Below are 25852 nucleotides of genomic sequence, written 5' to 3' on the forward strand. Positions count from 1 at the left end.
GTTATAATTAAGCTTCTGTTTCTTCGCTAGTTTCTTCAGTAGCAGGAGTTTCTTCTACAGTAGCCTCAACATCTGCAGCAACTTCTTCTACTTCTTCAGCAACCTCTTCAGTAGCTTCCGCAGCTTTTAATGCTTCTGCTTGCGCAGCAACACGTTTTGCATTCGCTTCTTTTTCAGCTTTTAAAGCTGCAGCTTTAGCATCTGCTTTCGATTTTGCTAAACCATCTTTTTTAGCATCTACTTGTCCAGCTTTAGAATCTAACCAAGCATTGAATTTAGCTTCAGCTTGCTCAGGAGTTAAAGCACCTTTACGTACTCCACCTTCTAAGTGATGTTTTAATAAAGCACCTTTGTAAGAAAGGATAGCTCTTGCAGTGTCAGTTGGCTGAGCACCGTTGAATAACCATGTAACTGATTTATCAACATTTAAGTCGATAGTTGCAGGATTAGTGTTTGGATTGTAAGTTCCTAATTTTTCTAAGAATTTACCATCTCTTTTTGAACGAGCATCTGCTGCTACGATCCAGTAAAAAGGTTTCCCTTTTTTTCCGTGTCTTTGTAATCTAATTTTTACTGACATAATCTTATTGATTAATTTGAGGTACTCGACCTCGGTTATTTAAGGGTGCAAATATAGTTATTTTTTTAAATCAAAAGATATTCTATTGATTTTTACGTAAATAATTTAAAAAAACAGTGCTTACTTTATCTAAAATTCTATTTTTGTACTTTACTAAAGTTTTTAAAAATGAAAAAAATAATTCTTTTATTGAGTTTTGCAGTGGCTTTTTCTTCTTGTCAGAACGAAGTGGAGTTTAATAATCCAGCACTTCAAGCCTCTATTAATAATGTGTTCTGGAAATCGAACAGTACTGCAGCGGTTAAAAGTGCTACAGGAGCGTTAAAAATTTACGGAAGAGGACAAACTGGTGATTTAACACTGGATTTAGCGTCTGCTAATGTTGGAACTTATGAATTTGGAACAACTAATCAAAGCAATCAAGTTACCTTTTTGCAAATCGGAAACGGAGGCAGCGAGTTTGGTACTGGGCTAAATGCAAATCCTGCAAATAGTATTAGTTTGGCAGCTGGCGGTTCAAATTATGTAGCTTCTGATTCAGAATCTACTACCGGAGGAACGGGTACTGGTTTGAAAGTAAAAACGACAGTAAGTGCTTCAGGAGTAATTACAGGAGTGTCTATTGTTTCTTCTGGAACGGGTTATGTGCCTGGTGATATAGTAACTATTATTGGGGGCAATCAAGATGCACTGGTTAGAATTAATACTGTAGCTAATAGTAATGGAAAAGTGACCATCACAGAAAATACTGGGGTAACTATTTCTGGAACTTTTAGTTTTATCGCGTACGATGAGGTAACTAAACAAACGGCAAGTTGTAGACAAGGTGTTTTTTATAAAATTCCGTTACAATAGTTTTTTTAAATATTACAAGAGCCACTCCTAAAAGGGTGGCTTTTTTTGTGTTTTTAAAAAAGAAAATAATAAAACTCTTATAACCATTTAAATAGCTTACCTTTACGCCGAATTATAATATTTATATATGAACATTTTTGTAGGAAGTCTTCCGTTTTCAATTGACGAAGCAGACTTAAGAGATTCTTTTGCAGTGTATGGTGCTGTAGAATCAGTAAAAATTATTACTGATAAATTTACAGGTCGTAGTAAAGGATTTGGATTTGTTGAAATGCCAAGTGAAGAGGAAGCTCTTAAAGCAATTCAAGAATTAAATGGTGCCACTGTTGAAGGGCGTACGATTGTAGTTAACAAATCGGAACCAAAACCAGAAGGCGAAAGAAGAAGTTTCAACAGTAGCCGTCCAGCAAGTGGAGGTTACGGTGGAGGAAACAACCGTGGTGGTGGTTCAAACTATGGCGGAGGTAACAATAGAGGTGGAGGAAGATACTAGTCTAAATTTATATATTGTTAAAAAAAAACCATTCGTGAAAACGAATGGTTTTTTGTTTTAAATAGAATTTATTTTCTTCTTTTATTTATTTAACCTCTTTAGTTTCTGTTGTTGTGGTGGTAGCTGGTGTGCCACACACATGCCCTGGTTGACCGTGAGGAGGATTTGTTCCAACATCAGTTGTGCCTGTTTGCCCACTATTTGGTGTTAATAATGCAGGAGTATTGTTTTGTTTGGTTGGATCTACGGGTGTTACGCTAAAACCACCATTTTGAGTGGTATTGGTTTGGGTAGTCACTTGCGAGCTTTTGTTAATGGCTACTGGTGCTGGTTTTGAATTTAAAGGAGCGCCAACAGCAATATCACAACGGTGTCCCGGTTGCCCGTGTGGCGGATTCATTCCTTTTGCCGTTTTAGCCGGAGTTGGTGTTATGGTTTTCGTAACAGGCTGATTTATGGTGTATTGCTGATTGTTATTTGGTTGTGCTTGTGTAGAAATGGTTTGTTGTTGTCCCTCAGTGCCGCAAACATGTCCCGGTTGTCCGTGTGGTGGGTTCACTTTAGAAGTGGTTGTCGCTATTTGCTGATTGGTATTTAACCCAGCATTCGTTGCTGGATTTTGAGTTGTAGTCGTGCTTGCTTTTGCAGAATAATCAACAAAGCTTTCTTGTGGTTTTAATTCGTCTTTACAAGAAATGAAAGCAATACCTACTATAGTAGCTAAAAAAAATGCGTTTTTCATAAGATGAGATTTGTGAATCAAAAATAACAAAATTAATTACTTGTTGGGTTTTATTAAGAAAGCATTAGGAAATTTTTTTCGCAATTCTTGTAGTTTTTTTTCAGCTTCAATTCTTGTCTTAAAACTCCCAACCCATACTTTATATATTGGTGTGTGAAAAACAATAGTAGCATCTACACTTTTGTTGGTTTTTCTGAATTCTGTTAGCGTTTTTTTGCTGTTTTCAGCATCTCCTGTGAAGATTTGGATTTTAAAGCGATCGTGAATCGTTATAGAAGAGTTGATTTTTCTTTTTTCTGAAAGTAATTGTTCAAATCTTGGGTCTTGAGAAATGGTCGATTTTGCTTCTTGTGAAAAAGAATTCCAATTTATAAATAATAAAAATAAAGCTAGTGTTGGGCGAATTGAATTTGTTAAAATTCTCATAATGAATTAATTTTTAAGCAAAATTACATTTTATGGACTTATGAAATTTAAAAATATTATTTAGAATAAATATAAATTAATAATTAAGATATATTTAAGGTTTTGAGAATAGCTCATAAGTCGTATTTTTGTCGGAGTTTTTTAAATGGCTACTTGTACTTTGATGTTAGAAGTACTATAAATACTGTGCCAAATTTAGATGATAATCATTTAATGTATGAAAAAAGTGGGCAACCATAAATCGATTTTAAAGGTAATAACGCTAAATCTAGCGTTTTTATTATCTGTTTCTTTAAGTTCTTTCGCTCAAGAAGCTGCTGCTCCGGCACCAGCTACCGATGTTGCTGCAGCTCCTGCTGCTGGCGCTGGTGATCCTGCTGCGGGGAAAGCTTTGTTTAATGCTAATTGTGCGGCTTGTCACAAACTAGATGCTAAAATGACGGGGCCTGCGCTTCGTGGTGTAGCAGAAAGAAGAGACAGAGCTTGGTTAGGGAAATGGATTAAGAATTCTAAAGATTTAATTGCTTCAGGTGATGCTGATGCGGTTAAGATTTTCGAAGAATTCAACAAAACGCCGATGACGGCATTTCCTCAATTATCAGATGCTGATGTAGATAATATCTTGGCATATACTTCACAACCAAAAGAAGAGCCAAAAGCTGTTGCTGGTGTTGCTGGAGCTGGTGCTCAAGCGGGTGACGCTATGGGGATTTCAAACAATTTGGTTTTGGGTCTGTTAGCGGTAATACTTACTCTTTTAGTAGGTTTATTGTTTATGGTGAACAATACCTTGCGAAAAATTTCGGCTGCCAATGGTGTAGAAGTAGCAGATCGTAAGTTGTCCTTATTGCCATTATGGAGATCGTTTGCTAAAAACCAATTTTTGGTATTAGTGTCTACGATTTTGCTAATGCTAATGAGTGCTTATTTTGCCTACGGATATTTTATGCAGGTTGGTGTTGATCAAAACTATGCGCCAATTCAGCCAATTCATTATTCGCACAAAATTCATGCTGGAGACAATGGTATTGACTGTAAATACTGTCACTCTGCGGCTCGTACAAGTAAAAATGCAGGTATTCCTTCATTAAACGTTTGTATGAACTGTCATAAGAACATTTCAGAATTCCAAGGCGATAAAGATTCTACATATGTAGATTATACAAAAGAATTTTACACAGCTGAAATTCAAAAACTTTACGATGCTGTAGGTTGGGATAAGGCTACGCAAAAATATACAGGGAAACAAAAACCTGTTAAATGGGTTAGAATTCACAATTTGCAAGATTTTGTGTACTTCAATCACTCACAACACGTTTCGGTTGCTGGTTTAGAATGTCAAACATGTCACGGACCTGTGGAAACATTTGAAATCATGAAACAACACTCTCCATTAACGATGGGATGGTGTATTAATTGTCACCGTGAAACGAATGTGAAAACAGAAGGGAATGCGTACTACGAAAAAATTCATGCCGAACTTTCTAAGAAATATGGTGTAGACAAGTTAACAGCTGCACAAATGGGAGGTCTTGAATGTGGTAAGTGTCACTACTAATAAATTATTAAGAAGCTAATTTTTATATACAATATGTCATCAAACAAAAAATACTGGAAAAGTGTTGAGGAGCTAAACGAAAATAGCTCTATTGTTGAGACGCTTAGAAATAACGAGTTTGTTGAAGAAATTCCTACTGATGAATTCTTAGGTGATGCTGCTTCATTGGCATCTTCTAACACAACACGTCGTGACTTTCTTAAGTACGTTGGATTTAGTACTGCGGCTGCTACGCTTGCAGCTTGTGAAGGTCCAGTGCATAAGTCTATACCTTATGTAGTTCAACCGGAAGAAATCATTCCTGGTATAGCAGATTATTATGCTACATCATTTTCGGATGGTTTCGATTTTGCTAATATTTTAGTAAAAACGCGTGAAGGTCGTCCTATTAAAGTTGAAAATAACAAAATTGAAGGGGCTCATTTCCATGCAAATGCTCGTGTTCATGCGTCGGTTTTATCATTATATGATAGCCTTCGTTTGAAAACATCAAAAATTGCAGGTAAAGATGCCTCTTGGACTGAAGCTAATGCTAAAATTAAAGCGAGTGTAGCTGAAGCAAAAGCCAAAGGCGGAAAAGTAGTGGTGTTAACCAATACTTCTGCATCTCCATCAACGGATCGTTTAATTGCTCAGTTTGTAGCTGCTAACGCAAATGCAAAACATGTAGTATATGATGCGGTTTCTTCTTCAGAAGCGTTGGATGCTTTCCAAGCAGTTTATGGTGAAAGAGCTTTAGCTGATTATGATTTTTCAAAAGCGAATGTAATTGTTTCTATCGGTGCCGATTTCTTAGGTGACTGGCAAGGTGGTGGTTTCGATGCGGGTTATGCGCAAGGACGTGTTCCTCAAAATGGAAAAATGTCTCGTCATTTCCAATTCGAAGCGAATATGACATTGTCAGGTGCTGCCGCTGATAAGCGTGTACCAATGACTGTTTCAGCTCAAAAACAAGCATTAGTTCAAATATATAATGTAGTTACAGGTTCCTCTGTTGGTGCTGCCAAAGATGAAGCGGTAGCAAAAGCAGCACAACAATTAAAAGCTGCCGGAAGCAAAGGAGTTTTAGTGTGCGGTATCGATGATAAAAATGCACAACTATTAGTGCTAGCTATTAACCGTGCTTTAGGAAGTGAAGCTTTCAATACAGGTAATACACGTCAAATCCGTAAAGGAAACAATGCTGATGTAAAGCAATTAATTGCTGACATGAAAGCAGGTGCTGTGCATACCTTAATTATGAACGGAGTGAATCCAGTATATTCTTTGCCAAACGGTAAAGAATTTGCAGAAGCATTGAAAAAAGTGAAATTGTCCGCTACTTTCTCTATGAAAGAAGATGAGACTGCTTTAGCTTCTTCTGTGGCTGTGGCAACTCCACATTATTTAGAATCTTGGGGTGATGTAAGTATTGTGAAAGGTAGTTATGCTATCACACAACCAACTATTCGTCCATTATTTGATACGGTTCAGTTTCAAGATGCTTTATTGTCTTGGAATGGAAGCACTCAATCGTACTACGATTACATCCGTTCTTCTTATGCGGGTGCAAAAACTTGGAATCAATTAGTTCATGATGGTGTAGAATTTACTACACTAGCTTCAGGAGCTGGTGCTGGTGCCGATTTTAATACTGCGGCGGCTGTTTTAGCCAATGCAAAATCAACTGGAATGGAATTAGTGTTATACACTAAAACCGGAATGGGTGATGGACAACAAGCAAACAATCCTTGGTTACAAGAGTTTCCAGATCCAATTACAAGAGCTTCTTGGGATAACTATGTTACCGTTTCTAAATCGGATGCAGAAGCATTAGGATTAGAAAACTGGAATGTGGCTAATGGTGGTCTTGACGGAAGTTTAGCAACTTTAAAAGTGGGTAATGTTACTTTGGAAAATGTTCCGGTAATGATCCAACCAGGTCAAGCTAAAGGAACTGTTGGTCTAGCTTTAGGTTATGGTCGTAAAGCGGCTATGAAAGAAGAAATGCAAGTAGGTGTAAATGCTTATACTTTATACAATAACTTTAGTAATGTACAATCAGTATCGTTGACTAAAGAAAGTGGTTCTCATGAATTTGCTTGTGTTCAGTTACAAAAAACATTAATGGGTCGTGGTGATATCATCAAAGAAACGAGCCTAGAAATATTCAATACGAAAGATGCTGCAGAATGGAATATTATGCCAGTAGTATCTTTAGATCACAAAGAAGTGGCTGCCTCTTCAGTAGATTTATGGGAGTCATTTGATAGAAGTATTGGTCACCATTTCAATTTATCAATTGACTTAAACGCTTGTACAGGTTGTGGAGCATGTGTTATTGCTTGTCACGCTGAAAACAACGTTCCTGTTGTAGGTAAATCGGAAGTAAGAAGAAGTCGTGATATGCACTGGTTGCGTATTGATAGATATTATTCTTCTGAAACTACTTTCGAAGGTGATAACAAAACAAAAGCAGCTAGTGATGGTTTAATGGATTCTATTTCGACTTTAAGAGGAATGGAAGATGCTTCAGAAAACCCACAAGTAGCTTTCCAACCAGTAATGTGTCAGCACTGTAACCACGCTCCATGTGAGACTGTTTGTCCGGTTGCTGCTACTTCCCACGGTCGTCAAGGTCAAAACCAAATGGCATATAACCGTTGTGTAGGTACTCGTTACTGTGCAAATAACTGTCCATATAAAGTACGTCGTTTCAACTGGTTCTTATACAATAACAATGACGAGTTCAATTATCACATGAATGATGATTTAGGTCGTATGGTATTGAATCCAGATGTGAACGCTCGTTCTCGTGGGGTTATGGAAAAATGTTCTATGTGTATCCAAATGACACAAAAAACAATCTTAGATGCAAAACGTGATGGTAGAGTAATCAAAGATGGTGAGTTCCAAACGGCATGTTCAAATGCATGTACTTCAGGAGCAATGGTATTTGGTGATGTAAATGATAAAGAATCTCACGTAGCTAAATTAGCAGAAGATAAGAGAGCTTACCATTTATTAGAGCACATCGGAACAAAACCAAATGTGGTATACCACGTAAAAGTTAGAAATTAATATTAATAAGAAATAAGATAAAGGATTATGTCGTCTCATTACGAAGCACCCATTAGAAAACCTTTAGTTCTTGGTGATAAAAGCTACCACGATGTAACAGTTGATGTAGCCAAGCCAGTAGAAGGAAAAGCCAATAAACAATGGTGGACAGTATTTTATATAGCATTAGCAGCCTTTTTATGGGGTATGAGCTGTATGATTTACACCATCTCAACAGGTATTGGAACTTGGGGATTAAATAAAACAGTAGGTTGGGCTTGGGATATCACTAACTTCGTTTGGTGGGTAGGTATCGGTCACGCTGGTACACTTATTTCAGCAGTATTATTATTGTTCCGTCAAAAATGGCGTATGGCAATTAACCGTTCTGCAGAAGCAATGACTATCTTCTCGGTAGTTCAAGCAGGTTTGTTTCCAATTATTCACATGGGGCGTCCATGGTTAGGATACTGGGTGTTACCTATTCCGAATCAATTTGGTTCTCTTTGGGTAAACTTTAACTCACCTTTACTTTGGGACGTATTTGCGATTTCAACGTATCTATCAGTATCATTAGTATTCTGGTGGACTGGTTTATTACCTGACTTTGCAATGATTCGTGATAGAGCGGTAACTCCTTTCAACAAAAGAATCTATTCTATACTATCTTTCGGATGGTCAGGTAGAGCAAAAGACTGGCAACGTTTTGAAGAGGTTTCTCTTGTGTTAGCTGGTTTAGCAACACCATTGGTACTTTCTGTACACACTATTGTATCGTTTGACTTCGCTACTTCTGTAGTTCCAGGTTGGCATACAACCATTCTTCCGCCATACTTCGTTGCGGGAGCTATTTTCTCAGGATTCGCGATGGTAAATACCTTGCTTATTATCATGAGAAAAGTATCAAACTTAGAAGATTATATCACTATTCAACATATTGAATTAATGAACATTGTAATCATGATTACAGGTTCTATCGTTGGTTGTGCTTACATTACTGAGTTATTCGTAGCTTGGTATTCAGGAGTAGAGTATGAGCAATATGCCTTCTTAAACAGAGCAACTGGTCCTTACTGGTGGTCGTACTGGGCAATGATGACTTGTAACGTTTTCTCTCCACAGTTCATGTGGTTCAAGAAATTAAGAACAAGTATCATGTTCTCCTTCATTATTTCTATCGTTGTAAATATCGGAATGTGGTTTGAGCGTTTCGTAATCATCGTAACATCGTTACACCGTGATTACCTTCCATCTTCATGGACAATGTTTCAACCAACATTTGTAGACATAGGTATCTTTGTAGGTACTATTGGATTCTTCTTTGTATTGTTCTTATTATATGCTAGATCGTTCCCAGTGGTAGCACAAGCAGAAGTAAAAACAATCTTGAAATCTTCAGGAGATAATTACAAAAGAGAAAGAGAAAAACACGGTCATAATCACGATAATCACTAATAAGTCATGAGTCATAAAGTAATACATGCACTATATAATGATGATGATGTGTTAATGGATGCTGTAAAGCAAACAAGAAAAGCACATCACCATATTGAAGAGGTTTATACTCCCTTCCCAGTTCACGGTTTAGATAAAGCGATGGGATTGGCACCAACAAGAATTGCTATTGCAGCATTTATGTATGGTTGTACTGGATTGTCTTTTGCAATCTGGTTATTGAATAACATCATGATTCAAGACTGGCCTCAAGATATTGGTGGAAAACCAAGTTTCAGTTATTTGCAAAACATGCCAGCTTTCGTGCCGGTAATGTTTGAAGAAACTGTTTTCTTCGCTGCTCACTTAATGGTAATTACTTTTTATATGAGAAGTAAATTATGGCCATTTAAAAAAGCTGAAAATCCTGATGTTCGTACCACTGATGACCATTTCTTAATGGAAGTAGCAGTTAATAATAATGAAAGCGAATTAACTTCATTTTTACAAAGCACAGGTGCAGTAGAAGTTAAAGTAGTAGAAAAGCATTAATCAGAATTATGAGAAGAGTAGTATATACACTAACGGCTTTAATGGGGTTATCTTCATTGCTGTTTTCATGTCAAGATACAAAGAAACCGAATTATCAGTTTTTCCCAAACATGTATGAATCGGTTGCGTATGAAACTTATTCAGAATCTAATGCTTTTAAAAATGGTAAAGAAGGTCAATTGCCTGCTCAAGGTTCTATCAAGAGAGGTTTTGTTCCTTACGAATTGCCAAATACACCAGCAGGTTATGAAGCGTCAAAAGGGAACGTTTCCCCATTAGCTGCTGATTCTGTTAACGTAGAAAAAGGAAAAGAGTTATACAATATTTACTGTATTTCTTGCCACGGAGAAAAAGGGGATGGAAAAGGGAAATTAGTACAAAGAGAGAAATTCTTAGGGGTTCCTAGCTATAAAGACAGAGCAATCACTGTGGGAAGTGTTTTCCATGTGGAAACCTACGGTCTTAATGCAATGGGTTCTCACGCGAACCAATTGACTAAAAAAGAAAGATGGCAAGTGGCTGAATATGTAATAGGCCTTAAATCTGAATTAAAATAATAAATACGCGATTAAGTTATGTATACATTTTCAAGCAAATTAAAAAACTTAGCGATCATCTTAATGGTTTTAGGACTATTAGGAATTGGTTATGGTTTTTTCAGTGCACCTAAAAATACAGAGGACGTAGAAAAAATATTAGCAGCCGATGCTCATGGAGAACATCATGCCGCTCCTGCCGCTCACGGTGAGGCAAAGCATGAAGCAACTCCAGCTGCACATACAGAGGCAGAACATGCGGTTGAAGCCGTTAAAGATTCTGCAGCAGTAGCAGCACACGGATTAGATTCTGTGGCAGCTCATGTTGAAGAAGCTCATGTAGCAGAAGTTGCAAAACCGGAAGCACATGAGGCTCCTGCAACGGAAGCACATGCTGAAGTAGCTCATGTAGAAGCAGCTCACGGAGAGGCACATGCAGACGAGCACAAAGAACATGTGGAACATGTTTTTCATCAATTACAAAACAAACCATGGTCAGCTTTATATGTTGGTGCCTTGTTTATCTTTTTAATTTCTTTAGGAGTATTAGCATTTTATGCGATTCAATGGGCAGCTCAAGCAGGTTGGTCTCCAGGTTTATTTAGAGTAATGGAAGCGATCACCGCATACATTGTTCCAGGAGGAATTATTTTGTTTGTATTATTAGTATTATCAGGAGTTCATATTAACCACTTATTTGTTTGGATGGACCCAGAAGTAGTGGCTAAAGATCATTTAATTCAAGGGAAATCAGGTTATTTAAATGTTCCTTTCTTCTTAATCAGAGCGGCTATTTTCTTAGGAGGTTGGATGTTATATCGTACGTACACACGTAAAAACTCGCTTGCTTTAGATGAAACAAACGATCAAACGTATTACAAAAAGAACTTTAAAGCTTCTGCCGGTTTCTTAGCATTCTTCTTGGTTTCTGAGTCTATGATGTCTTGGGATTGGATTATGTCAGTTGACCCACACTGGTTTTCTACATTATTTGGATGGTATGTATTTGCAAGTTTCTTTGTAAGTGGTATCACAACTATTGCATTGATCACTTTATACTTAAAATCAAAAGGATATTTAGAACATATTAACAACAGCCATTTCCATGATTTAGCTAAATTTATGTTCGGTATTTCAGTTTTCTGGACGTATTTATGGTTCTCTCAATTTATGTTGATGTGGTATGCGAATATACCAGAAGAGGTAACCTATTACAAATTCAGAATTGAACATTATAATCTTCCTTTCTTCGGAATGGTAGTGATGAACTTCGTATTCCCAATCTTAATCCTAATTAACACCGATTTCAAACGTGTGCCTTGGATTATCACTATGGCGGGTATCATCATCCTATCAGGTCACTATTTAGATTTCCACAATATGATTTTCCCTGCAACAGTAGGTGACCAATGGTTTATTGGTGCAGCTGAGCTAGGTTCTTTAGCATTCTTTGCTGGATTATTCATCTTTGTAGTATTTACAGCATTATCTAAAGCACCATTATTAGCTAAAGGTAATCCGCTTATCGAAGAAAGTAAACATTTTCATTATTAATATTTAAACAAGAAAACAGATGACAACTTTGTTGGTTCTTATAGTTTTAGTCTTATTATCAGTTGCTGTATGGCAAATGACTAAAATTTTCGACTTGACTCAAGTGGGTAGAAAATGCGATGATTCGCAAGTTGCTACCGATAATGATAATAATGTTCAAGGATATTTAATGTTTGGTTTTCTTGCATTCCTTAACATCTTCATAATTTTCGGATTATTGAAATGGGGGCATTTAGTGTTAACTAATCCAGCTTCTGAACATGGTGCAGATTATGATAATTTAATGTGGATTTCATTCGCAATTATCTTCTTTGTACAAACCATTACACAAGCTTTATTACACTATTTCGCGTTTAAATATAGAGGAAATAAAGACAGAAAAGCATTGTACTATGCTGATAATGATAAATTAGAATTCATTTGGACAATTATTCCTGTAATCGTTTTAGCAGGTTTAATCCTTTACGGATTATATACTTGGACAAACATCATGTTTATTGATGAAGACGAGGATACGATTGTAATCGAATTATATGCAAAACAATTTAGCTGGGAAGCACGTTATGCAGGTGAAGACAATGTATTAGGAAAAGCAAATGTTCGTTTAATCGAAGGAATTAACACGATGGGTGTTGATGTTAACGATCCAAATGCACAAGATGATATTGCTGTTTCTGAATTGCATATTCCTAAAGGGAAAAAAGTACACTTTAAGTTCAGATCTCAAGATGTATTGCACTCAGCGTATATGCCTCACTTTAGAGCGCAAATGAACTGTGTTCCTGGAATGGTGACTGAGTTTGCTTTCAAACCAATTATGACTACTGACGAAATGCGTCAGGATGCTAAAATGCAAGAGAAAGTAGCAACTATCAATAAAATTAGAGCTAAAAAGAGCGCACAATTAGTAGCTGAAGGAAAAACACCTTTAGACCCATATACTTTTGATTACCTATTGTTATGTAACAAAATTTGTGGAGCTTCTCACTATAACATGCAAATGAAAATTGTGGTAGATACGCCACAAGATTTCCAAGCTTGGTTAAAAGACAAAGGAACGATTGTAAATGCAGTGAAAGAGGAGAAAGCGAAAGCGAATGCAGAGGCGACTCCGGTGGTAGTACCAGTAGCTAAAAAAGCAGATACTACCGTTGTAGCTGAAGTTGTGGATACAACAGTTGTGAAAAAATAATTAATAAGAACTAAGAAAAATAAATAGAAAGACTATGGCAGCAGCAGCACATGACCACGATCACGCACACGATCACGATCACGCACACCACCATAAAGATACTTTTATAACTAAATATATTTTTAGTATAGACCACAAGATGATTGCTAAGCAATACCTTATTACAGGTATTATTATGGGAATCGTTGGAGTTGTGATGTCATTACTATTTAGAATGCAAATTGCTTGGCCAGAGGAATCTTTTGGAATTTTTAAATTCTTATTAGGTGAAAAAATGGCTCCAGGAGGTGTAATGCGTAACGATATTTATCTTGCGTTGGTTACTATTCACGGTACAATCATGGTATTCTTCGTATTGACTGCTGGATTGAGTGGTACCTTTAGTAACTTGTTAATTCCGTTGCAAATTGGAGCACGTGACATGGCCTCTGGATTCATGAATATGATTTCATACTGGATGTTCTTCTTGTCTTCAGTTGTTATGATTTGCTCTTTGTTTGTGGAGTCAGGACCCGCTTCTGCAGGATGGACAATTTACCCACCATTATCAGCATTGCCTCAAGCAATTCCTGGTTCTGGAACAGGTATGACTTTATGGTTGGTTTCTATGGCGATTTTCATTGCTTCTTCGTTAATGGGTTCATTGAACTATGTCGTAACAGTAATCAACTTAAGAACTAAAGGAATGACAATGACAAGATTGCCTCTTACGGTTTGGGCTTTCTTTATTACAGCTGTTATTGGTATTGTTTCCTTCCCAGTATTATTATCAGCAGCTTTAATGTTGATTATGGATAGAAGTTTTGGTACGTCATTCTTCTTGTCAGATATCTTTATTTCTGGTGAAGTATTACATTACCAAGGGGGATCTCCAGTATTATTCGAACACTTATTCTGGTTCTTAGGACATCCTGAAGTATATATCGTATTATTACCAGCATTAGGTATTACCTCTGAAATTATTGCTACGAACTCACGTAAACCAATCTTTGGTTACCGTGCGATGATTGCTTCTATTTTAGCGATTGCTTTCTTATCAACAATCGTATGGGGTCACCACATGTTTATCTCTGGAATGAATCCATTCTTAGGTTCGGTATTTACCTTTACAACGTTATTAATTGCAATTCCTTCTGCGGTAAAAGCATTTAACTATATTACAACATTATGGAAAGGTAACTTGCAGTTAAATCCTGCAATGTTATTCTCTATCGGATTGGTTTCTACATTCATATCTGGAGGATTAACAGGAATTATTCTTGGAGATTCTACTTTAGATATCAATGTTCACGATACGTATTTCGTTGTCGCTCACTTCCACTTAGTAATGGGTATTTCTGCTCTTTACGGATTCTTTGCTGGTGTGTACCATTGGTTCCCAAGAATGTTTGGTAGAATGATGAACAAAAACTTAGGATATATCCACTTCTGGGTAACTGCAGTTTGTGCTTACGGTGTTTTCTATCCTATGCACTTTATAGGTATGGCTGGTTTACCACGTCGTTACTATACCAACACTAACTTCCCATTGTTTGATGATTTAGCAGATGTTAATGTATTAATTACAATGTTTGCTTTAATCGGTGCAGCTTTCCAATTAGTGTTCATGTGGAACTTCTTCTATAGTATTTTCTACGGCAAGAAAACAGTTCAAAACCCATGGAGATCAAATACTTTAGAATGGACAGCGCCTGTAGAACACATGCATGGAAACTGGCCTGGAGAAATTCCTCACGTACACAGATGGCCTTATGATTATAGTAAACCAGGTCATGATGAAGATTTTGTGCCTCAGACAACTCCGATGAAAGAAGGAGAAGAAGAGTTACACCACGCTTAATCATATAAATTATAAAAAATGCCTTTCCGTAACGAAAGGCATTTTTTATTACCTTTATTCCGTTGAAAATTTATTATGAGAAAACTTTTTTCATTTTTGCTCTTACTGCTTGCGAGTGCTTTTTATTCGCAAACGGTTCCAGATTTTGAAGCTATTGATTCTTTATATCGAGAAGACCAATTTTATTTTAGTACTACGTATAATATTTTTAGTAAAAAGCCTTCTGGAGTGTCACAAAATTCCTTTTCCGTTGGGTTAAGTACAGGTTTTCTCCGCGATTTTCCAATTAATAAAAAGAGAACAGTTGCCATTGCACCCGGGTTGGGATTTTCTTATAACAACTACAAACAAAACTTGGTGATTTCTGAAATGGCCAACACAACCAGTTATAGTTTAATCGCTTCCGATGTTGCTTTGGATAAAAATAAACTTTCTTTTCTTTCGGTTGATGTGCCACTTGAGTTTCGATGGCGCACTTCTACATTTGAATCCCATAAGTTTTGGAGAATTTATACCGGTATAAAAGCCAGTTATGTGATTATGAGCCGATCAAAATATATTGCGGATAACGGTAACTATACCGTAGTGAATAATCCAGATATTAATAAGTTTCAATATGGAGCCTATATTTCAGCAGGATACAATACTTGGAATTTATATACCTATTACGGTTTGAACTCTATTTTTAATAAGGACATTTTATCTCCCAACGGAAACTTGAAAACATTGAATATTGGTTTGATGTTTTATATCTTGTAAACTTTCTAAAAGATTACCTTTAAAAATTTCATTCTTACGCTACATGTTTTACCTTTGTAAGTCCAATTATTTAGAATACTTATGTCAGACGATAAAAAAAGAAGAGAAGCACTACTTTATCATGCAAAGCCTACTCCAGGTAAAATAAAAGTTGTTCCGACTAAAAAATATGCTACCCAACGTGATTTGTCATTGGCTTATTCACCAGGAGTGGCAGAACCTTGTATCGAAATTGCCAAAGATGTAACGAAAGTTTATAAATATACTGCCAAAGGTAATTTGGTAGCTGTTATTTCTAATGGAACTGCCGTTTTAGGTTTAGGAAACATTGGTCCCGAAGCTTCAAAACCAGTTATGGAAGGAAAAGCCTTGCTCTTCAAAATATTCTCTGATATTGATGTGTTTGATATTGAGGTAGATGCTACCGACATCGATAAGTTTGTAGAAACTGTTAAGGCTATTGCACCTACTTTTGGTGGAATTAACTTAGAAGACATAAAAGCGCCAGAATCTTTCGAAATTGAAAGACGTTTGGTAGAAGAACTTGACATTCCCGTTATGCACGATGATCAACATGGCACTGCTATTATTTCATCGGCAGCTTTGTTGAATGCGTTAGAACTTGCCGAAAAAGATATTGACAAAGTAAAAGTAGTTGTTTCAGGAGCGGGTTCTGCTGCTTTGGCTTGTGCTAATTTATATGTTTTATTAGGGATTAAGCCAGAAAATGTTTCGATGTTTGATGTGGAGGGTATGTTGACGATTTGCAGAGAAGATTTATCTGACCTTCAGAAAAGGTATGCAAAAGAATGTAACCCGAAAACGCTGGCCGAAGCGTTAGTCGGAGCCGATATGTTTTTAGGTCTTTCGGCGGGCAATATTTTAAAGCCAGAAATGCTATTAACAATGGCCAAAAATCCTATTGTTTTTGCTATGGCTAATCCAGTTCCAGAAATCGATTACAATTTAGCAATTGCCACTCGTGATGATATCATTATGGCTACAGGTCGTTCCGATTATCCTAATCAAGTGAATAATGTGCTTGGATTCCCTTATATTTTCCGTGGGGCTCTTGATGTAAGAGCGACTAAGATTAATGAAGCTATGAAAATGGCGGCGGTAAAAGCATTGGCTAGTTTAGCCAAACAATCAGTTCCAGAGCAAGTAAATGTAGCTTACGGAGAAACCAAATTGAATTTTGGAAAGGATTATATCATTCCGAAACCATTCGATCCGAGATTAATTTCGGAAGTGGCGCCAGCAGTTGCTAAAGCAGCTATGGAAAGTGGGGTAGCGTTAAATCCAATTACCGATTGGGACAAATACAAAGAAGAATTACTGGAACGATTGGGTTCAGACAATAAAATGGTGCGTTTGTTGGCCAATAGAGCCAAAACAAATCCGAAACGAATTGTATTTGCGGAAGCCGATCATTTCGATGTTTTAAAAGCTGCTCAAATTGTACACGAAGAAGGAATCGGAATTCCAATTTTACTTGGGAATCGAGAAATTATATTGGAGTTGAAAGAAGAACTTGGCTTTGATGCCGAAGTAGCTATTTTAGATCCAAAAACTAAAGATGAAGACGAGCGTCGTTTGCGTTTTGCTGAAATTTATTGGAAAGCTCGCCGTCGTCGTGGTATTACCTTATTAGATGCCCAAAAATGGATGCGAGAACGTAATTATTTTGCAGCCATGATGGTCAACGAAGGAGAAGCGGATGCCTTAGTAACTGGTTATTCTCGAAGTTATCCATCGGTAGTGAAACCAATCATGGAATTGATTGGAAAAGCACCGGGAGCAAGCCGCATTGCAACAACCAATTTGATGATGACCACCCGTGGGCCTATGTTCTTATCGGATACGGCAATCAATCCTAATCCAACAGCTGATGATTTGGCAAAAATTGCTTTAATGACCGCTAAAACAGTTCGATTGTTTGGTATGGAACCGATTATGGCGATGGTTTCGTTTTCTAATTTCGGGTCTTCTAGTACGCCAAGTGCCGAAAAGGTGCGTCAAGCCGTTTCTCACTTGCACGAGTTTTACCCTGACTTGATTGTTGACGGTGAAATTCAGACTGATTTTGCCTTGAATCCAGAGATGTTAAAAAGCAAATTCCCTTTTTCTAAATTAGCGGGACATAAAGTCAATACTTTAATTTTTCCTAATCTTGAATCGGCAAATATTACCTATAAAATGCTTAAAGAGTTGTATAAGGTAGATTCCATCGGTCCAATTATGCTTGGTTTGGATAAGCCTGTGCATATTTTTCAACTGGGTGCCAGCGTAGAGGAAATGGTCAATATGGCTGCTGTAGCGGTTGTTGATGCACAAGAAAAAGAGAAACGACAAAAGACTCACAAAAACATTTAATGTTCATCGAAAAATCAAGTAGTTAGTCTATGAAATGAAGCGTAATTAAAGAAAATTACTATATTTGGCGGTTAACGAGAGTATTATGATTGCACATATCCAAGGAAAATTAGTAGAGAAAAGCCCTACAGAAGTTGTAATAGACTGTAATGGAGTGGGTTATCAGGTTAATATTTCTTTGCATACTTTCGGATTATTACCATCGACCGATTTTATTAAGCTTTTCACGTACATGTTGGTAAAAGAAGACAGCCATTCCCTGTATGGATTCATTGAAAAATCGGAAAGAGAAATTTTCAAATTATTACTTTCTGTTTCGGGTATTGGTGCCAATACCGCTAGAACGATGCTTTCCTCTATAGAACCCAAGCAAATCATTAACGCATTGGCCTCAGGTGATGTAGGCACCATTCAATCCATAAAAGGAATTGGAGCCAAAACAGCACAAAGAGCCATTCTAGATTTAAAGGATAAAGTGTTAAAATTGTACGCCTTAGAAGAAGTTTCCCTTTCGCAAAGCAATACAAACAAGGATGAAGCGTTATCAGCTTTAGAGGTTTTGGGATTTGTTAGAAAAACTTCCGAAAAAGTAGTCGACAAAATCGTAGCTGCTATGCCTGATGCTTCCGTTGAAACAATTATTAAACAAGCCTTAAAAAACTTATAACATTGAAGGATTTTAATAGAAACTTGCCAAAAATATTTTCAAAAAACAGTTTTTTTATGCTGTTTTTCTTTGTTTTTTATAATGTTGAAGCGCAAGAAGTTACCGATACTGTAAAAGGATATAATACCGGGAGTTTAGAGCTTCCAAACCCTACCAGTATACTTGAAGCCTATACTTACGATCCGGCAACAGATCGCTATATTTACACCAAGACTTTTGAAGGATTTAATATTGATTATCCAATCGTTTTAACGCCTCAAGAATATGAAAAATTAATTCGAAAAGAATCGATAAAAAAATACTTTAAAGAAAAATCGGATGCGGTTGCAGGGCAAAAGAAAAATGCCGAAGAAAAGAAAAAAGACTTGTTGCCACGATATTATATTCGATCAGGATTGTTCGAATCTATTTTTGGAAGCAATACCATCGATGTAAAACCAACAGGATCTGTTGAGATTGATTTAGGAGTTCGTTTTTCAAAACAAGATAATCCCTCTTTTTCGCCAAGAAATCAAAAAAGTACTACTTTCGATTTTGATCAAAGAATTAGTCTTAGTTTGTTAGGTCAAGTAGGAACAAGACTTAAAGTAACAGCGAATTATGATACCGAGTCTACTTTTGCTTTTCAAAATTTAATAAAATTAGAATATACTCCAACTGAAGACGATATTCTTCAAAAAATTGAAGTGGGTAATGTGAGCATGCCTCTAAACAGTACCTTAATTAGAGGAGCACAAAGTTTATTTGGAGTAAAAGCACAATTTCAATTCGGTAGAACAACTTTTACGGGTGTTTTTTCGGAACAAAAATCACAAACTAAAACCGTAACAGCGCAAGGCGGTGGAACCATTCAAGAGTTTGATTTGTTCGGACTAGATTATGACGCGGATCGTCACTTCTTCCTTTCTCAGTACTTCAGAAATCGATACGATGCAGCGTTAAAAAATTATCCATTCATTAATTCTCGAGTACAAATTACTAGAATGGAAGTTTGGGTAACCAACCGACAAAACAGAATTAACACATCTCCGGAAGGAAATAATTTAAGAAATATAATTGCTTTACAGGATTTGGGAGAATCCGAATTGTCTGATGAAAATGGTAACGATATTACGGATCAGACCGTTGGTGTTTATGGTCAATCGATCCCTAACTTCTTCCTTACTACACCTATAAATACTCCGACAAAAAATGCCAATAACCGTTTCGATCCAGCCTTAATTACTGGAGGAACTGGTTTGTTAAATAGTCAAATTAGAGAAATTGCTACTTCTGGAGCTGGTTTTAGTGGGGTAATAATGTCAGAAGGTACTGATTATGCCAAACTAGAGAACGCTAGAAAATTAACACCCAACGATTTTACCTTTCATCCACAGTTAGGGTACATTTCATTAAACCAACGATTAGCCAATGATGAAGTATTGGCTGTTGCCTATCAATATACCATTGGTGACGATGTATATCAAGTAGGAGAGTTCGGTACCGATGGTGTAGATGCAACAGTAGTAAATACTGCAAATACACCCACTACGCAAGCGTTGATTTTAAAAATGCTGAAAGGGAATTTGACCAGTGTCACAAAACCCTCTTGGAACTTGATGATGAAAAATATTTATCAAATTCCTGGGGCTTATCAGTTAGAAGCTGATGGTTTCAAATTTAATATTGTTTATACCGATCCTTCGCCTTTAAATTATATTACACCTGCCAATGTTTCTAGTCCATTGCCAGTAGGTGTGGCCGAAACGCCTTTGTTAAAAGTATTTAATGTAGATAAATTAAATGCGAATAATGATCCGCAAAATGGGGGTGATGGTTTCTTCGATTTTATTCCAGGAATGACAGTTGATCCTCAAAATGGTCGACTAATTTTTACTACGGTAGAACCATTCGGGAAGCATTTATTTGAAAAATTAAGAACTTCTCCGCTTCAAGATTATTCTGATCCAATTTCGGGTTATAATGACAACCAAAAGAAGTACGTTTTTACCAGTTTATATAGAAAGACACAAGCCTTAGCCTTGCAAGAAAGTGAAAAAAATAAGTTCTTATTAAAAGGGAAATTTAAATCATCTAGTGGTGATGGTATCTCGCTTGGGGCATCGAATGTGCCAAGAGGTTCAGTAGTAGTAACTGCAGGCGGTAGAGTACTTCAAGAAGGAATTGATTATAGTGTTAATTATCAAGCGGGTAGGGTTCAAATTTTAGATCCCTCTATTCAAGCATCAGGGGTGCCAATTCAGGTTTCTGTTGAAAATAATTCAGTTTTCGGACAACAAACCAGACGTTTCATGGGAATTAATGTAGAACATAAATTTTCGGAAAAATTTCAAATTGGAGCAACCTGGTTAAAAATGACCGAACGTCCCTTTACACAAAAATCAAATTACGGTCAGGAGTCCATCAATAATACGATTTTCGGAGCCAATACTAATTTTTCTACAGAAGTACCATTTTTTACCAGAATGGCTAACAAATTACCATTTGTAGATACCGATGTCCCATCTAATTTATCTTTTAGAGGAGAAGTTGCTTTCTTAAAGCCAGGCGTTTCTAAAAATGACCAATTTGAAGGTGAAGCTACGGTTTATGTAGATGATTTTGAAGGTTCCCAATCTACAATCGATTTGAAATCACCTTTAGCATGGACCTTAGCGAGTGCACCTATTGGTTTTGGAGGAGAAATTCCAGAAGAAGATTTGAGCTACGGTTACAAACGTGCCAAATTATCTTGGTACAGTATAGACCCGATATTTTATACCAACCAACGCCCATCAGGAGTGAATGATAATGATCTTTCTACTTTAGAAGCCCGACGTGTCTACAGCCAAGAATTATATCCGAATACGAATATTGCCATTGGTGAAACCACTGTAGTGCCAACATTAGATTTAACGTTTTATCCAACAGAAAGAGGTCCTTATAATTTTAATCCGGCGGGAGTGAGTAATACATTGCCAAATCCGGAAACTAATTTTGGTGGAATTATGCGACCGATTACTTCTACTAATTTTGAGCAAGCCAATGTAGAGTACATTCAATTTTGGGTGCAAGATCCTTACTATAAAGATGGAGTCATTAGTAATGGAGCCAATACGGGAGAATTGACCTTCAATCTTGGTGAAATTTCTGAAGACGTTTTAAAAGATGGGCGAAAATTATATGAAAACGGATTGCCAACGCCAGGTTCAACCACGACAACATTAAGTACCAATTGGGGTAAAGTGCCGACTTCACAATCTCTTATTTATGCTTTTGATACCAATGAAGCCAATAGAGCAACTCAGGATGTTGGTTTGAATGGATTAAATGACGTAGAAGAGGCAAACAAGTACCCTGCGTTTTCGGGAGTTGTTGACCCTGCTCAAGATAATTATTCGTATTATTTAAGTGCTACTGGAACTATTTTAGATCGCTACAAAAAATACAATGGTTTAGAAGGAAACTCACCAATTGGAGTGTCAGATACCAATCGTGGAAATTCAGTACTTCCTGATGTAGAAGATATTAACCGTGACAATACAATGAATACCATTAATGCGTATTATAAATTTTCGGTTGACATTAAACCTAATGTTACTGAAAGTGATCGATACGTTTCTAATATTTTAACTACCAAAGTTTCACCACCATTACCGGATGGCACTTCGCCAACCGTGCGATGGATACAGTATAAAATTCCGATTCAAGAAATTACACCTGCCAATGTAGAAGGTGGTATTTCCGATTTTAGGTCGATTCGTTTTATACGTATGTTCATGTCTGGTTTTTCTGATAAAGTTACGTTGCGTTTAGGGGCTTTGGATTTAGTGCGTGGTGAATGGAGAAGATTCAATGCTTCATTAGAAACACTAGATGCCGATCCAACCGATGATAATACTGGATTTGATGTAGTTGGAGTAAATCTTGAAGAAAACAGTAATAGAACTCCTATTCGTTATGTGATGCCTCCAGGAGTAGCCAGAGAACAATTGTATAATAATAATTCGGTAGTAAATCAAAACGAGCAATCTTTATCGTTGCGTGTTTACGATAAAACCAATCCTGAAACCGGGCTTGAAGGTTTAGAATCAGGAGATTCGCGCGCGGCTTTCAAAAATGTAGACGTAGACATGCGTCAGTACAATAAATTAAAAATGTTCCTTCATGCAGAAGCTCTACCAGGCGATACAAGTCCGCTTCAAGATGACCAAATGGTAGGATTTATTCGTTTCGGAAATGATTTTACTGAAAACTTCTACCAAGTGGAAGTTCCTTTAAAAGTTACCCCTCAAACCGCTATCACCGCTGAGCAAATTTGGCCATTGGCGAATGAAGTAGAGTTAAATACGGCCATGTTAACCAAGCTTAAAATCTTAAATTTAAATGGGACACAACCGGTAGATGCCAATGGTATTTTCTTCAGAAATGAAGAAGAACTGGATCCTTCAGCAGCTACGAAACCAAATAAATTGCGACTTGGTATAAAAGGTAATCCAAATTTTGGACAAGTACGAACCTTGATGGTAGGGGTAAAAAACAGACATTCTAGTGATGTTCGTGGGGAAGTTTGGTTCAATGAATTGCGTCTTGCTGATATGGACAACAAAGGCGGAATGGCAGCCATTGCTAGTCTTGATACCAATATGGCCGATTTAGTTACACTTTCTGCTACAGGAAGAATGGGAACGATTGGTTTTGGATCATTAGAGCAAGGACCAAACGAAAGAAGTCGTGAGGATATGAAGCAATACGACATCGTTACCAATGTGAATGTGGGTAAATTATTGCCTAAAAAATGGGGTATGAATTTGCCGTTTAATTATGCTGTTGGAGAACAAGTTATAACACCAGAATATGATCCTTTTAATCAGGATATCAAGTTGGATCAACTTATTGAAGTTACAGCCGATCCTGCTGAAAAAGATAATTTAAAGAAAAGAGCACAAGACTTTACAAAGCGAACTAGTTTCAATTTAATAGGGGTTAGAAGGGAACGATCAGCTCAGCAAAAACAGCATTTTTATGATCCTGAAAACTTAACGTTGTCATATTCCTTTAGTGAAGTAGAGCACCACGATTTTGAAATTGAGAGTTTAATTGACCAGCAGTTAAGAACTTCAGCCGATTATGCATTTACCTTTAAACCCAAAACTATTGAGCCTTTCAAGAAAACGAAATTCATGAAGAAAAGTACCTATTGGAAACTTTTAAGTGATTTCAATTTTAACTTTTTACCAAACAATGTTAATTTTAGTTCGACCATTTTACGTCAGTACAATAAACAACAATTCCGTCAAGTTGAAGTGGAAGGGATTCCTTTAGATCCGTTATACAAACGTAATTATATGTTCAATTATAATTATGGTTTTGGTTACAATTTAGCCAAATCATTACGTCTGAATTATACGGCCACTTCGGCGAATTTGGTTCGAAATTATTTGGATGAAAATAACAATCCAATTGATAGTTTTACCATTTGGGATGATTATCTAAACATTGGAACGCCAAATCAACACGCACAACAATTAACGGTGAATTATGAACTGCCTTTGAGTAAAATACCGTTCTTGTCCTTTGTAAAATCGGATTATACATATACAGGGGATTATAGTTGGCAAAAAGCTTCTTTAGCATTGCAAACTATTGAAGATGATTTGGGGACAGTGTACAATTTAGGAAACACGATTCAAAATGCCAATACGCACAAATTGAATACGTCATTAACTATGGATACTTTTTATAAATACATCGGATTTGTAAAAAGAAGCGAGAAAAAGAAAAAACCAAAAACTGCTGTAGCACCTCCACCACCAGTTGCCCCTAAACCAGGAGAAAAAGTTGTGGCGAAACCAAAAACGAAAGAAAAGGAAATTAAGCCAAATGTACTAGTGGATGGTTTAATCGGGGTGGCAACGAGTATTAAAAACATACAAATCATCTATAACGAAACCAACGGTACCATGTTGCCGGGTTATTTGCCATCCATTGGTTTTTTAGGCTCCTCAAAACCTTCATTGGGATTTGTATTTGGGATGCAAGATGATATACGTTTTGAAGCTGCTAGGAATGGTTGGTTAACCAATTATCCGGAGTTCAATCAGAATTTTACCCGAATAAATAACAAACAAATTTCTGCTACTGCAAATATTGAATTGTTTCCTGATTTGAAAATTGATTTGGTAGGTGATAGAACGATGGCAACTAATTTTTCTGAACAGTTTGATGCTGTGGGAGGAGTTTATAATTCTCACTCGCCATATAATACTGGAAATTATTCGATTACTACTAACTTAATTAGAACAGCGTTTTCACAAAGTGATGAAACAACTTCTGATGCTTTTCAAACTTTTAGAGATAATAGAATCATAATTGCTAATAGATTGGCACAACAACGAGCCGCTTTTGACCCAAGTTATAATCCGAATATTTTCGACTCTAGTGGATTCCCTGAAGGTTACAGTAAAAATAGCCAAGCCGTTTTACTACCTTCATTCCTTTCAGCTTATACAGGTACTAAGGCTTCGGGCGTTTCGTTGGATGCTTTTAGAAGTGTGCCTATTCCTAACTGGACGGTAAAATACACTGGATTGATGCGTTATAAGTTTTTCAAAGATAAATTCAGACGATTTTCTCTGCAACATACGTATAAAGCGGCCTACACGATTAACTCTTTCCGTTCCAATTTTGAATACGATAAAAATCCGAACGGTTTAGATGCTAACGGAAATTTTAACAATAAAAACATCATTTCAAATATCAATGTAACCGAGCAATTCAGTCCATTAATGCGATTTGATATGGAACTAAAAAATTCCATAAAAGTACTAGCCGAAATGAAAAAGGATAGAACTTTAGCATTGAGTTTCGATAATAGTTTGCTAACCGAATTAAAAGGAGTGGAATACACGCTTGGGTTAGGTTACCGAATCAAAGACGTAACCATTCGATCAAGAATAGCTGATAATGCAACAGGACTTATTAAAAGTGATATTAATTTAAGAGGAGATATATCCTTCCGGAACAATAAAACAATCGTCCGTAACTTGGATTATGATAACAATCAATTAGGAGGAGGGCAAAACTTAATTTCGGCAAAGTTAACAGGGGATTACAAGTTTAGTAATAACTTAACCACTTTGTTTTATTTTGATTATTCGTTCACGAAAGCAGTTATCTCTACTTCATTTCCTATAACTACTATTAGAGCAGGATTTACCCTGCGTTATAATTTTGGGAATTAGACCAATTAGTTGATGCTTTAAGTTAC

17 protein-coding genes are annotated in these 25852 nt (G+C 36.7%); 14 read left to right on the forward strand and 3 right to left on the reverse strand.

The window, feature by feature from the left end; translation table 11 throughout:
- Positions 1–7: 7 nt before the first annotated feature.
- Positions 8–580 carry a 30S ribosomal protein S16 gene (locus tag EQG63_RS04475; RefSeq protein ID WP_129434840.1) on the reverse strand — a complete coding sequence of 191 codons (573 nt, stop codon included), beginning with the start codon at positions 578–580 and terminating at the stop codon, positions 8–10.
- Positions 581–748: 168 nt separating this feature from the next.
- Between EQG63_RS04475 and EQG63_RS04480 the strand changes: the two genes are divergently transcribed.
- Both EQG63_RS04480 and EQG63_RS04485 read left to right on the forward strand, forming a co-directional pair.
- Positions 749–1435: a DUF6252 family protein gene (locus EQG63_RS04480; protein WP_129434842.1), complete on the forward strand. Its 687-nt coding sequence runs from the start codon at positions 749–751 to the stop codon at positions 1433–1435.
- A 127-nt stretch (positions 1436–1562) separates the two neighbouring features.
- Positions 1563–1928, forward strand: a complete 366-nt coding sequence (locus tag EQG63_RS04485) for an RNA recognition motif domain-containing protein (protein ID WP_129434844.1) — start codon at positions 1563–1565, stop codon at positions 1926–1928.
- An 85-nt stretch (positions 1929–2013) separates the two neighbouring features.
- Here EQG63_RS04485 and EQG63_RS04490 read toward each other — a convergent pair whose 3' ends face one another.
- Positions 2014–2670 (reverse strand): hypothetical protein, encoded by a 657-nt coding sequence (locus EQG63_RS04490; protein ID WP_129434845.1) that lies wholly within the window; start codon positions 2668–2670, stop codon positions 2014–2016.
- A gap of 36 nt (positions 2671–2706) precedes the next feature.
- Positions 2707–3096: an SPOR domain-containing protein gene (locus tag EQG63_RS04495; protein ID WP_129434847.1), complete on the reverse strand. Its 390-nt coding sequence runs from the start codon at positions 3094–3096 to the stop codon at positions 2707–2709.
- A 217-nt stretch (positions 3097–3313) separates the two neighbouring features.
- Between EQG63_RS04495 and EQG63_RS04500 the strand changes: the two genes are divergently transcribed.
- From EQG63_RS04500 to sov, 12 genes are all read left to right on the forward strand, one after another.
- On the forward strand, positions 3314–4654 hold the full coding sequence (locus EQG63_RS04500; protein WP_129434849.1) for a c-type cytochrome: 1341 nt from the start codon (positions 3314–3316) through the stop codon (positions 4652–4654).
- A 33-nt stretch (positions 4655–4687) separates the two neighbouring features.
- On the forward strand, positions 4688–7714 hold the full coding sequence (locus EQG63_RS04505) for a TAT-variant-translocated molybdopterin oxidoreductase (RefSeq protein WP_129434851.1): 3027 nt from the start codon (positions 4688–4690) through the stop codon (positions 7712–7714).
- A 27-nt stretch (positions 7715–7741) separates the two neighbouring features.
- Positions 7742–9148, forward strand: coding sequence for an NrfD/PsrC family molybdoenzyme membrane anchor subunit (nrfD, locus tag EQG63_RS04510; RefSeq protein ID WP_129434853.1), 1407 nt, complete (start codon positions 7742–7744; stop codon positions 9146–9148).
- 6 nt (positions 9149–9154) lie between these two features.
- Positions 9155–9679, forward strand: coding sequence for a DUF3341 domain-containing protein (locus EQG63_RS04515; protein ID WP_129434855.1), 525 nt, complete (start codon positions 9155–9157; stop codon positions 9677–9679).
- A gap of 8 nt (positions 9680–9687) precedes the next feature.
- Positions 9688–10236, forward strand: a complete 549-nt coding sequence (locus tag EQG63_RS04520) for a c-type cytochrome (RefSeq protein WP_129434858.1) — start codon at positions 9688–9690, stop codon at positions 10234–10236.
- Between the two features lie 18 nt (positions 10237–10254).
- On the forward strand, positions 10255–11769 hold the full coding sequence (locus EQG63_RS04525; RefSeq protein WP_129434860.1) for a quinol:cytochrome C oxidoreductase: 1515 nt from the start codon (positions 10255–10257) through the stop codon (positions 11767–11769).
- A 19-nt stretch (positions 11770–11788) separates the two neighbouring features.
- Positions 11789–12961, forward strand: coding sequence for a cytochrome c oxidase subunit II (locus EQG63_RS04530; RefSeq protein WP_129434862.1), 1173 nt, complete (start codon positions 11789–11791; stop codon positions 12959–12961).
- A gap of 34 nt (positions 12962–12995) precedes the next feature.
- Positions 12996–14801 (forward strand): cytochrome c oxidase subunit I, encoded by a 1806-nt coding sequence (locus EQG63_RS04535; protein WP_129434864.1) that lies wholly within the window; start codon positions 12996–12998, stop codon positions 14799–14801.
- A gap of 75 nt (positions 14802–14876) precedes the next feature.
- Positions 14877–15560 carry a porin family protein gene (locus tag EQG63_RS04540; RefSeq protein WP_129434866.1) on the forward strand — a complete coding sequence of 228 codons (684 nt, stop codon included), beginning with the start codon at positions 14877–14879 and terminating at the stop codon, positions 15558–15560.
- A gap of 81 nt (positions 15561–15641) precedes the next feature.
- Complete coding sequence (locus EQG63_RS04545) at positions 15642–17936, forward strand: NADP-dependent malic enzyme (RefSeq protein ID WP_129434868.1); 2295 nt, start codon at positions 15642–15644, stop codon at positions 17934–17936.
- 85 nt (positions 17937–18021) lie between these two features.
- Positions 18022–18603: a Holliday junction branch migration protein RuvA gene (gene ruvA, locus EQG63_RS04550; protein WP_129434870.1), complete on the forward strand. Its 582-nt coding sequence runs from the start codon at positions 18022–18024 to the stop codon at positions 18601–18603.
- A gap of 56 nt (positions 18604–18659) precedes the next feature.
- Positions 18660–25826 (forward strand): T9SS outer membrane translocon Sov/SprA, encoded by a 7167-nt coding sequence (sov, locus tag EQG63_RS04555; protein ID WP_129434872.1) that lies wholly within the window; start codon positions 18660–18662, stop codon positions 25824–25826.
- Positions 25827–25852 lie beyond the last annotated feature (26 nt).

The organism is Flavobacterium amnicola (genome assembly GCF_004122165.1).
Taxonomy (GTDB): Bacteria; Bacteroidota; Bacteroidia; order Flavobacteriales; family Flavobacteriaceae; genus Flavobacterium; species Flavobacterium amnicola.